The organism is Clostridium sp. CTA-17 (genome assembly GCF_054767895.1).
The window spans coordinates 21,951-35,953 of sequence record NZ_BAAABF010000007.1 but is presented as its reverse complement, the minus strand read 5'-3'; the positions used below and the strand labels follow the sequence as shown (position 1 = coordinate 35,953).

Genomic DNA, 14,003 nt, shown 5'->3' with positions numbered 1-14,003 from the left:
CTTTATGGGGAATTTTTTTAAGAACTCTAAAAAGGGGAAGGATCTCCATGGAGTAAATGAAAAAAACTATGACAATATAGTTATAAAAAAGGATAAAAAGAGATTTTGGATAAGAAACTTATTAAAGTTAAGTGGCTTTATTACTTTAGTTATTTTAGTAAGTTTTCTTGCATTTAGGCACTATACGAAAGATTTAAATATAAAAGAGCAAAAGGCAAGTCTTTTAAATGAAATAAAAGATGGTAGATATGATATAACTAATTTAGCAAATAAATCAGGATCTAGTTTAGTTACAATTGGTGATGATAAAAATAATTTATCTATAAAAAAAGATGATGGTAAAAATGTATCAGGATCTATCATAAGAACAGATGGATATATAATAACTAGCTATAGTGCAATAAAGGAATTTTCAAAAATCTATGTAAAAATATCAAGTAATGATATAAGTCCTTTTGAAGCTGTACTGGTTGGATTTGATGAGGATACTGATATTGCAGTATTAAAAATAGGGGCTAATGGATTAAAAAGTATTTCAACATCAGAATTAGAGGTTCTAGAAATAGGTGAAAAAGTTGCAACATTAGGGAACACAATATGTGAAGAACCTGTAGGATTCGTATCCAATGGAATAGTAAGTGCTCCTATAAAGAAAAAAACTATAGGAGAAGCAGGGCATTCTGATTCTAAGGTTTTTGATCTTATAGAAACTACGTCTTTAATAAATGCAGACAATAATAGTGGCATATTATGTGACTATAATGGAATAGTTATTGGTATAAATAGTTTGTATTTTACTAATAAAATTTCGAAGCCAGGAGTATATTATGCACTAGAAATAAATGATGCTTTAAGAATAGCAGATTCTATAATAAGAGACGGTGGAATTAGTGCTAGTGTAACATTAGGTGTTACAGGATCTACTGTTGCAGATGAAAAGAGTAATGTTTATGGAATTTATGTAGAAGATGTTGATAAAGGTAGCAATGCTTTTAATGCAGGAATAAAGCCAACAGATATAATAGTTGAAGCTGATAATCAGAAGGTTAAGAATATAGAAAGCTTAGCTGACTTATTGAAGAAACATTCTGTAGGTGACATAATTAAGCTTAAAGTTATAAGAGGAGATACCGTAAAAGATATTTCTGTAACTTTAAAGTGATTAAAAGAATATAACCCTTCACATAATTTAGTGAAGGGTTTTTTGTTGTTTTATATTAATAGTAAAAGTATAATTAAAGAATGATTTAATTAAAAAATAAGAATTTAATCAACATGGAGGTTAATATGATTTTAATAGTTGGATTAGGAAATCCGGGAAAACAATATGAGCAAACTAGACATAATATTGGATTTGATGTAATTGATTATATGGCAAATAAGTATAATATTGATGTAAATAGGGAAAAATTTAAAGGTATCTGTGGTGAAGGATTTATAGAGAATAAAAAGGTTATTTTATTAAAACCTTTAACATATATGAACTTAAGTGGAGAAAGTATAAGAGAACTTGCTAACTTTTATAAGTTAGAAGATGATGAAATAATAGTAGTTTATGATGATATAAGCTTAGATATAGGAAGACTAAGAATAAGAGAAAAAGGTAGTGCTGGGGGCCATAATGGAATAAAGAGCATAATACAAAATCTTGGTGGAGATAAATTCCCAAGGGTTAAAGTTGGTGTAGGACAACCTAAAGATAACTTAGTAAATCACGTTTTAGGGAAATTCTCAAAGGAAGATAGGGAACATATAGAAAAAGTTATTCCAGTAGTAAGTGATGCAATAGTTGAAATTGTAAAAAATGATGCTAAGGAATCAATGAATAAATTTAATGGAGTTAATATAGAATAATTTATTTATTTTAGAATGGTGGTGTTTAGATTGAGGTTACAGGGGTTAATGGCTCCCTTATTAAATAGTGATGCTTTTCAAAAGGTTAAATCCTTTATGGAAGGCGGTAATTATCCAGTAATGATAAATGGTTTATCTGATTCAGGGAAATCATATTTTATAAATGGTATATATGAGGAATCAGATAAGCCTATAGTTGTTGTTACACATAATGATATTGAAGCTAGAAATATATATGAGGATTTATCTTTTTACTTACCTAATGTGTATTATTTACCTTCAAGAGAGATTGTGTTTTACAATATAGATGCTATTTCTGGAGATTTAAGATGGGCAAGATTAAAGGTTATAAAGGAAATGCTAAGAAGCACTAAAAAAATTATAGTTACTTCTATAGATGCTTTTGCAGCAACTTATACACCTAAGGAGCTTTATAAAAGTCATATATTAAAAATTAAAGTTGGAGATGAAGTCGATTTTAAAGAGATTTCTCATAAACTTATTGAATCAGGTTATGAAAGATTAGAAACAGTTGAAGGAAAAGGTGAATTTTCATTAAGAGGAGGAATATTAGATGTATTTCCTCCTAATTCTGCTAATCCTTTTAGAATAGAGTTATTTGGAGATGAAGTTGATTCTATTAGAACCTTTAATGTAGAATCACAAAGAAGTATAGAAAAAGTAAAGAGAGCAGAAATATTCCCTGCTAAGGAAGTTATATTAAGTAAAGAAACTATAGAGCATGCTGTAGAGAAGATGAGAAAAGAACTTTCTGAGTTTGAAAACAAAGTTTCTGATAAGGAAATAAAAGAGAGACTTAGAAAATTAATAGAAAGAAACATAGAATCATTACAAGAAAATTGGAGTTTTGAGACTATAGATAGCTATCTACCATTTTTCTTTGATAAACCAGCAACACTATTTGATTATTTAAATAATTATACCTTTATAATTGATGATGCTAAAAGATGTAAGGGAAAGCTAGAAAGTACTGTATTTGAGTTTACTGAAAATTATGAAGCTTTCTTAGAAAGAGGAAGTATATTACCTTCTCAAATTAATTTAAGCTTAAGTGCTGAAGTGGTAGAAGAAGCATTTAAGGGGCATAAAGTGATAAATTTAGTTCCTTTTGGAGATGGTGGATTTATAGAAAATTTCAATAAAGTTGAAGTGAAACAAAGTACTAAGAGTGGATACCAAGGTCAACTTGATATGCTTATAGATGATATAAAAGAAAATAAGAAAAACGGATTTAGAACTTTAATACTTTCAGGAACAAGACCAAGGGGAGAAAGATTAGTAAACACTTTAAGAGAGTTAGAGATAGAAAGTGTATATAAAGACGATGTTGATGAAATAAATAATGGAGAAGTTGTAATAACTTTTGGAGAGCAGAGTAAAGGGTTTGAGTACCCTGATATAAAACTTTGTTTAATATCAGATAAGAGTGTTTTTGGTGAGGGTAAAAGAGCTAAAAAAACTAAGAGGAAAAAATCAAAAGGTGTATCTAAAATTAAGAGTTTTGCTGAGTTAAAGCCTGGAGACTACGTAGTTCATGTAAATAGTGGTATAGGTGTTTATAAAGGTATAAAACAAATAGAAGTTCAAGGACATAAAAGAGATTATTTGGATATTGAATATTCAAAAGGTGATAAGTTATATGTGCCAGTTGAACAATTAGATTTAGTTCAAAAATACATTGGATCAGATAGTGCTTCTCCTAAGATAAGTAAATTAGGAGGAAATGAGTGGCAAAAAGCTAAGGCTAAGGTAAGAAAATCAATAAATGACATAGCTGGTGACTTAGTAAAATTATATGCTGAGAGATCAACTGTAAAGGGCTATAAATTTTCAAAGGATACTCAATGGCAAAAGCAATTTGAAGATGAATTTCCATATGAAGAAACACCAGACCAATTATCAGCTATTGAAGATATAAAGAGCGATATGGAAGCAAACAAAGTTATGGATAGATTACTTTGTGGTGATGTTGGATATGGAAAAACAGAGGTTGCCATTAGGGCCGCATTTAAGGCTGTAATGGAAGGAAAGCAAGTAGCATTTTTAGTGCCTACAACAATACTAGCAGAGCAACATTATAAGAATATGAAAAAAAGATTTTCTGGATTCCCTATAGCTATTGATATGATAAGTAGATTTAGGACTAAGAAGCAACAAACAGAAACTTTAAAAGCTTTAAAAGAAGGAAATGTTGATATATTAATAGGTACTCATAGACTTGTTTCTAAAGATATTCAGTTCAAGGATTTAGGTCTTCTTATTGTGGATGAAGAGCAAAGATTTGGGGTAGCTCAAAAAGAAAAGATTAAGAGTTTTAAGAAGAATGTGGATGTTCTTACTTTAAGTGCAACGCCAATACCTAGAACTCTTCATATGTCACTTACAGGAGTAAGAGATATTTCTGTAATAGAGACTCCACCAGAGAATAGATATCCTATTCAAACCTATGTTGTAGAACAAAATGATCAACTTATTAGAGATGCAATTTTAAGAGAAATTAATAGAGATGGTCAAGTTTATTTTGTTCATAATAGGGTTGAAAGTATTCAAGAAGTAGCTAACTATATACAGGAGCTTGTTCCAGAGTGTAAGGCAACTGTTATTCATGGACAAATGACAGAGAGACAGTTAGAAACTGAAATGATAGACTTTATGGAAAGAAAGTATGATGTTTTAGTATGTACTTCTATAATAGAAACAGGAATTGATATTTCAAATGTAAACACAATGATAGTAAATGATGCAGATAAAATGGGACTATCTCAGCTTTACCAATTAAGAGGAAGAGTGGGTAGAAGTAACAAGGTTGCTTATGCATATTTCCTATATCAAAGAGATAAGGTATTAACTGAGGTAGCAGAGAAGAGACTTAAAGCTTTAAAAGATTTTACAGAGCTTGGATCAGGATTTAAAATAGCCATGAGAGACCTTGAAATAAGAGGAGCTGGAAATATGATGGGTTCAGCTCAACATGGGCATATGGCTGCCATAGGATATGATTTATACTGTAGAATGTTGGAAGACACTATAAAAATTGTTAAGGGTGAAATAGAAAGAGAGCCAGTAGAGACAACTGTAGATTTAAAAGTGGATGCATTTATTCCTTCAAGTTATATAAAAGATGAAATTCAAAAGATTGAAGTATATAAGAAAATTGCGGCTATAGAAAATGAAGAGGATTATGAATATGTTAGAGAGGAATTAGAAGATAGATTTTCTAATATACCAAATACAGTTTATAATCTTATGGATATAGCTTATATAAAAAGTAAAGCTAAACTTTTAAATATTGAAGAAATAAAAGAAAAGAATGAAGATATAATATTTATCTTTGAAAGTAGAGAAAGAACAGATAAGAGAATATTTAAAGTACTTTTAGAAGAATATAAAGATGATATATTAATTGAATTTGGAGATAAACCAACAATTTTATATAGAGTTAAGGATAAGAAAAAAGAAGATGTTTTATCTACTTTTAAAGAGATGTTGGATAAGTTAATAGCTTTAAATAATTAATAATTTATAAATTGAAATATTACTGTAACATTGATATACTAAAATAGAATTTGACTAGAATATTATGTAAATTTTAATAGGAGAAAGGCGAGGTATTAAAATGGTAAGTGTAAAAAAAATAGTCGCATCTGCACTAGTGGGAGTTTTAATGTTTAGTGCTGTTGGGTGTAATATGGTAGAAAAAACTCAAGCCGCTATTGATAAGACGACTGTAGCTACAGTTAACGGAGAGAAAATAACTTTAGGAGAGGTTGATTCGCATTTAAAAGGAGTCTTTACTCAAATGAAAAGCCAATATGGCGATAAGTATATGGATGATCCTCAAGTTGCACAACAAATATTACAACAAAGACAAAGTGTAGTACAGGGATTAGTAACTGACAAAGTTTTAGCTATTGAAGCGGATAAATTAGGAATAAAACCATCAGAGGAAGATATTAAGAAAAAAGTAGATGAAAAATTTGATAATATCAAAAAAGGCATGGGAGATAATTTTGACAAAGCTTTAGAAGCAGAAGGATATACAGAAGATACATTCAAGGATGTAATAAAAAATCAAGTTATAAATGAAGCTGTTCAAGATTATATTATTAAAGATGTAAAGGTAACTGATGAGGACGCACAAAAATACTATGATGAGAATAAACAACAGTTTGTAGCTAAGGAGTCTGGAGTTCTTACAAAACACTTATTATTTGAAAATGAAGAAGAGGCTCAAAAAGCTTATGATGAAATTCAATCAGGAAAAACAACATTTAATGATTTATTTGCAAAATATGAAAATAATAAATTAGAGAATAAGAAACCTATAGCAGAAAACCTAGGAGTAGTACCTGCAGAAAACTCAGGATTAGTTCAAGAATTTGTAGATGGATTAAAACCATTAAAAGAAGGAGAAATATCTAAGCCTATAAAAACTCAATTTGGATATCATATAATTCAAGCTGGAGCTACTTATGAAAAAGGAGCACAGTTACCATTTGATGAGGTTAAATCACAAATAATACAAATTTTAAAACAGCAAAAGGATTCAGAAAAGTTTAAAGCAGATATGGATCAATGGAAAAAAGATTTAAATGTTAAAGTTTATGATGATAAATTAAAAGAAGGATTAAAAATAAGCAAATAGTTTTTGTTAAGACTTATGGAAGTTATTCCATAAGTCTTTTTTTTAGAATTTTTGATAAATGTTTTCTTAAATTGGCTATTAAATTTAAAGATGACATAAATATAATCAATGTGCATAAAATTTCAAATAAATTAAATACTATTAGTGTAGACAAAGATTAGTGATTAGTATTTATACAGGGAGGTACATATAAATGAAAGCTACTGGAATAGTAAGACGTATTGATGATTTAGGTAGAGTTGTAATACCTAAAGAAATAAGAAGAACTTTAAGAATAAGAGAAGGAGATCCTTTAGAAATTTTTACTGATAGAGATGGGGGAGTAATATTAAAAAAATACTCACCAATAGGGGAGCTAACAGATTTTTCAAAAGAATATGCTGAAGCTTTACAACAATCTACAGGTCATATAATTCTTATATCAGATAATGATGCATTTATATCTGTAAGTGGAACTTCTAAAAAAGAGTTTTTAGAAAGAAAAATAAGTGATGAGTTAGAAGATATAATGGATAAGAGAAAATCAGTAGTATTAAGTGCTACTAATAAAAACTTAATACCAATCCATGGTGACGATGATGAAAGTAAATATAGTGGGCAGGTTATAGCACCTATATTAGCTGAGGGTGATGCTATAGGATCAGTGGTTATACTTTCTAAAGAAGGTAAAGCTTTAGGAGAGGTTGAACAAAAACTAGCAGAAACAGCAGCTGCATTCTTAGGCAAACAAATGGAACAATAATAAAGCTATCATAATTAAATATTTGTATTTTAAATAGTAATAATACCTCTGAATTTAAAATAATATAAAATGAGACTTAATTTAGAGAAAGTAAATCCTTACTTAAATTAAGTAATATTAAATCCACGCACTTTTTATAGTATTTTAATATAATTTGGTTAATTTAAATTTGGAGGTATTTTATGAAGAAACAATCCCTTATAAAAGGTAGTCTTGTACTTGCTTGTGCTGGTATTTTAGCCAAGTTTCTTGGTTTATTTTTTAGATGGCCATTAATAATGTTAATAGGAGATGAAGGCTTAGGATATTATCAAATGACCTATCCTTTGTATATGCTTTTTGTTGCAATTGCAGCAGGAATACCTATAGCAGTATCTAAATTAGTATCTGAGAAAAATGCTCTAGGAAAGTATGAGGAAAGTTTTCAGGTAATAAAAGAAGCTTTAAAGGTAATGGTTTTACTAGGAATAGGGACAAGCATATTTTTAGCTGTAGGTGGTAAATTTCTTTTACCATTTTTAAAATGGGATGATAAGGCCTATTACTCTATATTAGGAATTTGTTTAGCTCCTACTTTAATAGGAATAATAACCCCTATTAGAGGTTTTTTTCAAGGATTTCAGAATATGACTCCAACGGCTATATCTCAAATACTAGAGCAAATAGGTAGAGTTATAGTTGGTGTTGGATTAGCTTATATATTAATAGATAAAGGAATTGAATATTCTGCAGGGGGAGCATCCTTTGGAGCCGTAGCTGGAGCATTTGTAGCAGCCTTATATTTAATTCCTAAATATAAAAAAATAAAAAAGAGTTTTAAACTAGGGAAAATAAAAGGGAGTCATAAAATATTTATGGAAATAATAAATATAGCTCTTCCTATATCTATAGGTGCTGCTGTAGGAAGTGTTATGGGGGTTATAGATTCTGTCTTAGTTCCTCAAAAACTTTTGCAAGCTGGATTTACAGTCCAAGAGGCCACTGTTTTATATGCTCAGCTTACAGGCAAAGCTACTGTGTTTACTAATATTCCTATGACATTAGCAACTGCATTAGCTGCTTCAATAATACCTATAATTTCTGAATTATATATTCTTAAAAATAAAGTACAAGTTAAAGAAAAAATAGATACTACAATGAAATTATGTATGATAGTTTCTATTCCGTGTTTTTTAGGTTTATTTTTTATGGCAGAACCTATAATGAATCTTTTGTTTCCAGGAAAAGCTGATGGATTTATGATATTAAAATATTTATCGATTAGTGTTCCATTTTTAGTTGGAACGCAGATAACAACATCTATATTACAAGGAATGGGATATTATTATAGACCTGTTTTTCATCTTTTTATAGGGTGTATATTAAAAGTATTATTAACTATGAATTTAATACCTATAAGATCTTTAAATATTTATGGTGCTGTAATAGCAACAATAATATCTTATTCTGTGGTATTAATATTAAATTTAATATATATGGCTAAGAGATTTAAATACGCTCCTAATATAAAAGATGTAATAATAAAGCCTATCTTCGCATCAATTTTAATGATTGGTACAGTTTTATATTTATATACACAAGCTTTAAAATATAGTGGAAGTAACAGTATATCTTGCTTAATAGCTGTATTTGTGGGTATTATTATATATATGATATCATTGTTTGTACTTAAAATTTTTAGCGTAGAAGAAATAAAGGGACGACTAAGAAATTAATTTTTATAAGTTGCGAAGGAGAATATGGAATGCTTAAGATAATGGGTCTAGGGCCAGGTGCCTATGAAGCATTAACAATAGGTGCTTTAAAAGAATTAAAAAACAATAAAAATATATATTTTAGAACAGAAAAACATCCTACAGTGGATTTCTTAAAAGATGAAGGAATTAAGTTTGAATCATATGATCATGCATATGAAAAATATGATAGCTTTGATGATGTATATAAATATATTGCAGAGGATTTAATAACTAAAATTAAGGATGATGAGGATTTAATATATGCAGTGCCAGGTCATCCTTTAGTGGCAGAAAAATCAGTAATTAATTTAATTGAATTATGTAAAGAAAATAATATTCAGTATGAAGTTTTGCCAGCAGTTAGCTTTGTAGATGCTATGATGGAAGCTCTGCAAGTAGATCCAATAGAAGGTGTAAAAATAATTGATGCCTTTGACATGAAAAATCAAATATTAGATAAGCGTGTTGGAACTATAATAACTCAAGTTTATAATAATTTTATAGCTTCAGAAGTTAAGTTAAGACTTTTAGAAGGATATGAAGATGATACTGAGATAATATTTGTAAGAGCGGCTGGAGTTGAAGGTTTAGAGAGTATAAGAAAAATACCTCTATATGAATTAGATTGGCAAGAAGATATAGATTATTTAACTTCAATATATATACCTAAAGATTTAGGAAATAAAAAAGATTTTCAAGATTTATTAGATATTATAGAAACTTTAAGAAACCCAGGTGGATGTCCTTGGGATAGAGAGCAAACTCATGAGAGTTTAAAGAGCGCTCTTTTAGAAGAATGCTATGAAGTGATAGATGCTATTGAAAATGAAGATGAGGATGCTTTAATAGAAGAGCTTGGCGATGTTTTACTTCAAGTTGTATTCCATGCTTCTATAGGCAAGGAAGATGGATATTTTGATATTATGGATGTAATAGGTGGAATATCAAATAAAATGATAAATAGACATCCTCATGTATTTGGAAATGAAGAAGCAAATACTTCAGAGCAAGTTTTAGTAAATTGGGATGAAATTAAGAAAGAAGAAAAAGGTATTAAAACTTTAACAGAAGAAATGCAAAACATAGCTAAATCTCTTCCAGCTACAACAAGAGCTTATAAGGTTCAAAAGAAAGCAAAAAAGGTAGGCTTTGACTGGGATGATGTAAACTGTGCTATGGATAAGGTAAAAGAGGAATTAAATGAAATAAAAGAGGTTTATAATTGTGAAGATAAGTCAATAATAGAAGGTGAAGTAGGTGACTTACTTTTTGCTTGTATAAATGTGGCAAGATTCCTAGAGATTGATGGAGAATTAGCTTTAGATAAGACAATTAAAAAGTTTATAAATAGATTCTCTTATATTGAAAATGAAGCAATAAAAAACAATAAGAATTTAAAAAATATGACTTTAGAAGAGATGGATAAACTATGGGAAGAGGCTAAAACAAGTGAAAAATAAGTGTTTTTACTAATTTATGGCTTATTAAAATGAAAAAAAGCATAAATTTTAAAAAAAATGCAAAAATATCAGTATTTTTAGGGCAAAAATTGAAAGTATTGACTATACAAAGAAAGAAATATATATTATGATAATATAAGTTGATACTAGTTCATTTTGATAACTGGTAAACAATTATTGCAGTAAACTAACTGGAATTTTAAGGAGGATGTAAAAGTGAATAAAGCAGAATTAATAACAAGCATGGCTGAAAAAAGCAACTTAACTAAAAAAGATGCTGAATTAGCTTTAAAAGCATTCATAGAAAGCGTTAGCGAAACTTTAGAAAATGGTGACAAAGTTCAATTAGTTGGATTCGGAACTTTCGAAACTAGAGTAAGAGCTGAAAGAGAAGGAAGAAACCCAAGAACTAAAGAAGTTATAAAAATACCTGCTTCAATAGCTCCTGTATTCAAGCCAGGTAAAGAGTTAAAAGAAAGAGTTAACGCTTAATTTTAGATATTTTAAGTTTGGTTAATTTAACTTTAAAAAAGCCCGAGTTATTACTCGGGCTTTTTTATCTACTAATGAAGTTTCTTTAAAGTAAAGGAGGATATCCTATGAGATTAGATAAATATTTAAAAGTTTCTAGAATAATTAAAAGAAGAACAGTTGCTAAGGAAGCTTGTGAAAGTGGAAGGGTAATAATAAATGGAAAAGTTGCAAAACCTTCAAATGATATAAAAGAAGGGGATATAATAGAAATATTATTTGGAAACAGAACTTTAAAAGCAAGAGTTATAAACATTGCTGAGCATGTTAGAAAAGAAAATGCTAAAGAGATGTATGAGATATTAGAAGGCGAAGAAGATAAAGAATAATATGGTTCACTTAAAGCTTTATTATTAAAAATGACTAATATAATTTAAAAGATTATATTAGTCATTTTTTTGTGTAAAGATGAATAATCATAAGTTAGGGAAAATATTTTTTTACATAGGAGGCTTTCTTATGACTGATAAAAAAAGTGAAAATAAAACAATACAAGGTGCAAGCAGTTTATCTTTAGAAAATAGAAAAAATTTATCTATTACAGGTGTAAATGAAGTTATAAACTTTGACGAAGAAAAAATAAGTTTGAAAACAGATTTAGGTCCATTATTAATAAAGGGATCTGAATTAAAGATGAATAAATTAGATGTTCAAAATGGGGAGGTTATAATAGGAGGATTTATTAGTAATATTGATTACTTAAATAAAAAAAATAAGCGTAAAAGAAATATAAATTTACTTTCTAAAATATTTAAATAGGTGGGAGATATGCTTTTAGATATAAATATTCAATTTAAAATTGTTATTTTTGCAATATTATCTGGAATAATAGTTGGATTTTTGTTTGATATTTATAGAGAATTTAGAGGAGTTTGCAAAAATAAAATATTAATAACAATTGAAGATATATTATTTTGGATATGGTGTAGTTTAATTGTATTTGTATTTTTACTAAAATATAATTATGCACTTCTAGGTGTGTATGTATATGTGTTTATGGGGATAACTTTAGTTATTTATTTAAAAACATTATCTAAATATTTTAGAAGAATACAACATAAAATTCTAGCTATACTATTAAAGAATATAAGAATAATATTTAAAAATATAAGATATGCATTTAAAAATACATTTACGAATTAAAAAGTTAATTCATAAGGTAAAAATTGCTTGAATTAAGCTATAATAGTGTTTACAATAGACTTATATCATACCGTTGCAAGTATGGGGGTATAAGAGTGAAAAAAAGAATGAATTTAAAAAATATGGTAATAATTATATTAATTGCTATATTGGTTATTTCTTATGTTAGACAAGAACTTACAATGAATAAAATACACAAAGACATAGAAGCCAAGCAAACTCAGCTTAATGAGCTTCAAGATAAAAATAAGAAGTTACAAGATGAGGTAAACCAATCTTCAACAGACGAATACATAGAGAGAATGGCTAGAGAAAGATTAGGTATGATTAAAGATGGCGAGAAGGTTATTACTAACTCCGATTCACCTCAAGATAAGCAAAATAATTCTGAAGAAAAAAACAATCAGAATAAATAAGGTTATTATTAAAAATAACATATATTTTATTTATAAATTTAAGGAGGAAACTTTTAAACATGACCTTAATGGCAGGAAACATATTAGAGGGTAGAATAATTAACATCACAAACTTTGGTGCGTTTGTTGAAGTGGAAGGAAAGACAGGTTTAGTTCATATATCTGAAGTAGCAGATACTTATGTTAAAGATATAAGAGAGCATCTTAAAGAAGATGACAAAGTTAAAGTGAAAGTAATATCAGTTGATGATAAAGGCAAAATAAGCTTATCAATAAAGCAAGCTATGCCACCAAAGAAGAAATCTGTTAAACCTGCAGATTTTGATTGGAATAATGAAAAGAAAGCTAAGCCAAAACAAAACTTTGAAGATATAATGTCAAAGTTTTTAAAGGATAGTGAAGAAAGACTTCAAGATGTAAAAAAACATCAAGATGTAAAACAAAGAAAAAGAAAATCAATATAATATTTCTTAAAATCCCTTAGAGTATATCTAGGGGATTTTAAATTTAGATTTTATATTTTGTATTTGTAGAATTTTAACATTGATTTAAAATAGAATTTCAATAATAAAAAATAAAATATAGATTATGATAAAAACATTTCTTCATTTTAATTATTTTTAAGCTTAATTTTGGGTGTTATATAGTTTTTTCTAAAAAACTATATATGATTAAGGATATTTTTTTATGATTTTTTTTAACTGAATGCTAGATTTCATGAGGGTTTGTTAATATTTATAATAAATTTTATAAAAAACTTTAAAAAATATGTTGACAGTATGCTTATGCTTATGTATAATAAATCTTGTCGTTGGGAAACACGATGACATGCCGAAGTGGCGGAACTGGCAGACGCACAGGACTTAAAATCCTGCGRTGCTAACACAYCGTACCGGTTCGATTCCGGTCTTCGGCACCACAAYATCGCGGGGTGGAGCAGCTGGTAGCTCGTCGGGCTCATAACCCGAAGGTCGTAGGTTCAAGTCCTGCCCCCGCAACCACATGGCGGGATAGCTCAGCTGGCTAGAGCATTCGGTTCATACCCGAAGGGTCGCAAGTTCGAATCTTGTTCCCGCTACCATTTAAACTTAATATATGCCGAAGTGGCGGAACTGGCAGACGCACAGGACTTAAAATCCTGCGATGCTAACACATCGTACCGGTTCGATTCCGGTCTTCGGCACCAAAACTCATCTTAAAATAAGATGAGTTTTTTATTTTTCTTTAATATATAATTATCTTTTTTATAGATAAAAATATACTTTATTCAACAAAAAGTTTCTTTAGTAAATTATAAAAAAGATAATATATTTCTTAAAATTCATATCAATTTGATGATTTCCAATTTAATGGTAATTAAATTATAAATCTTATATAAAAAAATATAAATTTCACAAAATTTTTGTTTTATTATGTCTTAAAAAAATAAAATATTAATCTATATATTTACAAAAT

General features: G+C 28.6%; 13 protein-coding genes and 4 tRNA genes. All 17 read left to right on the top strand.

The features are described 5' to 3' along the window. Positions 1–4: 4 nt before the first annotated feature. Entirely contained in the window at positions 5–1,162 is a 1,158-nt protein-coding gene (locus ACYUCG_RS11440) for a S1C family serine protease (protein WP_139934176.1), read from the top strand. A gap of 125 nt (positions 1,163–1,287) precedes the next feature. Beyond that, entirely contained in the window at positions 1,288–1,854 is a 567-nt protein-coding gene (pth, locus tag ACYUCG_RS11435; protein ID WP_003450588.1) for an aminoacyl-tRNA hydrolase, read from the top strand. A 30-nt stretch (positions 1,855–1,884) separates the two neighbouring features. Next, entirely contained in the window at positions 1,885–5,391 is a 3,507-nt protein-coding gene (gene mfd / locus ACYUCG_RS11430; protein ID WP_460268653.1) for a transcription-repair coupling factor, read from the top strand. A gap of 100 nt (positions 5,392–5,491) precedes the next feature. Next, positions 5,492–6,520: a peptidylprolyl isomerase gene (locus ACYUCG_RS11425; RefSeq protein WP_081092147.1), complete on the top strand. Its 1,029-nt coding sequence runs from the start codon at positions 5,492–5,494 to the stop codon at positions 6,518–6,520. Positions 6,521–6,713: 193 nt separating this feature from the next. After that, complete coding sequence (spoVT, locus tag ACYUCG_RS11420) at positions 6,714–7,262, top strand: stage V sporulation protein T (RefSeq protein WP_003450655.1); 549 nt, start codon at positions 6,714–6,716, stop codon at positions 7,260–7,262. Between the two features lie 182 nt (positions 7,263–7,444). Then, entirely contained in the window at positions 7,445–8,977 is a 1,533-nt protein-coding gene (locus ACYUCG_RS11415; protein WP_460268652.1) for a putative polysaccharide biosynthesis protein, read from the top strand. Between the two features lie 29 nt (positions 8,978–9,006). After that, a complete protein-coding gene (yabN, locus tag ACYUCG_RS11410) occupies positions 9,007–10,458 on the top strand; it encodes a bifunctional methyltransferase/pyrophosphohydrolase YabN (RefSeq protein WP_460268651.1) in 1,452 nt (483 codons plus the stop codon). Between the two features lie 216 nt (positions 10,459–10,674). Continuing rightward, positions 10,675–10,950 carry an HU family DNA-binding protein gene (locus ACYUCG_RS11405; protein WP_003450698.1) on the top strand — a complete coding sequence of 92 codons (276 nt, stop codon included), beginning with the start codon at positions 10,675–10,677 and terminating at the stop codon, positions 10,948–10,950. A gap of 107 nt (positions 10,951–11,057) precedes the next feature. Next, positions 11,058–11,318, top strand: coding sequence for an RNA-binding S4 domain-containing protein (locus ACYUCG_RS11400; protein ID WP_003450572.1), 261 nt, complete (start codon positions 11,058–11,060; stop codon positions 11,316–11,318). A gap of 130 nt (positions 11,319–11,448) precedes the next feature. Next, positions 11,449–11,748: a sporulation protein YabP gene (yabP, locus tag ACYUCG_RS11395; RefSeq protein ID WP_060795111.1), complete on the top strand. Its 300-nt coding sequence runs from the start codon at positions 11,449–11,451 to the stop codon at positions 11,746–11,748. Positions 11,749–11,757: 9 nt separating this feature from the next. Then, entirely contained in the window at positions 11,758–12,132 is a 375-nt protein-coding gene (gene yabQ, locus ACYUCG_RS11390; RefSeq protein ID WP_060795113.1) for a spore cortex biosynthesis protein YabQ, read from the top strand. A 95-nt stretch (positions 12,133–12,227) separates the two neighbouring features. Further along, the gene (locus tag ACYUCG_RS11385) at positions 12,228–12,548 is read left to right on the top strand and encodes an FtsB family cell division protein (protein ID WP_060795115.1); all 321 of its coding nucleotides are present in this window, start codon (positions 12,228–12,230) and stop codon (positions 12,546–12,548) included. A 59-nt stretch (positions 12,549–12,607) separates the two neighbouring features. Next, complete coding sequence (locus tag ACYUCG_RS11380; RefSeq protein WP_003450336.1) at positions 12,608–13,012, top strand: S1 domain-containing RNA-binding protein; 405 nt, start codon at positions 12,608–12,610, stop codon at positions 13,010–13,012. Between the two features lie 366 nt (positions 13,013–13,378). Then, positions 13,379–13,467 (top strand) — tRNA-Leu (locus tag ACYUCG_RS11375). A 6-nt stretch (positions 13,468–13,473) separates the two neighbouring features. Then, a tRNA-Met gene (locus ACYUCG_RS11370) sits at positions 13,474–13,549 on the top strand. A gap of 3 nt (positions 13,550–13,552) precedes the next feature. After that, positions 13,553–13,629, top strand: a tRNA-Met gene (locus tag ACYUCG_RS11365). 16 nt (positions 13,630–13,645) lie between these two features. After that, positions 13,646–13,734 (top strand) — tRNA-Leu (locus ACYUCG_RS11360). Positions 13,735–14,003: the final 269 nt, after the last annotated feature.

What these genes read in the sequence shown, in the direction of transcription:
- ACYUCG_RS11440 (WP_139934176.1), top strand. Translation starts at nt 5, where the DNA reads ATGGGGAATTTTTTTAAGAACTCTAAAAAGGGGAAGGATCTCCATGGA.
- pth (WP_003450588.1), top strand. Translation starts at nt 1,288, where the DNA reads ATGATTTTAATAGTTGGATTAGGAAATCCGGGAAAACAATATGAGCAA.
- ACYUCG_RS11425 (WP_081092147.1), top strand. Translation starts at nt 5,492, where the DNA reads ATGGTAAGTGTAAAAAAAATAGTCGCATCTGCACTAGTGGGAGTTTTA.
- spoVT (WP_003450655.1), top strand. Translation starts at nt 6,714, where the DNA reads ATGAAAGCTACTGGAATAGTAAGACGTATTGATGATTTAGGTAGAGTT.
- ACYUCG_RS11415 (WP_460268652.1), top strand. Translation starts at nt 7,445, where the DNA reads ATGAAGAAACAATCCCTTATAAAAGGTAGTCTTGTACTTGCTTGTGCT.
- yabN (WP_460268651.1), top strand. Translation starts at nt 9,007, where the DNA reads ATGCTTAAGATAATGGGTCTAGGGCCAGGTGCCTATGAAGCATTAACA.
- ACYUCG_RS11400 (WP_003450572.1), top strand. Translation starts at nt 11,058, where the DNA reads ATGAGATTAGATAAATATTTAAAAGTTTCTAGAATAATTAAAAGAAGA.
- yabP (WP_060795111.1), top strand. Translation starts at nt 11,449, where the DNA reads ATGACTGATAAAAAAAGTGAAAATAAAACAATACAAGGTGCAAGCAGT.
- yabQ (WP_060795113.1), top strand. Translation starts at nt 11,758, where the DNA reads ATGCTTTTAGATATAAATATTCAATTTAAAATTGTTATTTTTGCAATA.
- ACYUCG_RS11380 (WP_003450336.1), top strand. Translation starts at nt 12,608, where the DNA reads ATGACCTTAATGGCAGGAAACATATTAGAGGGTAGAATAATTAACATC.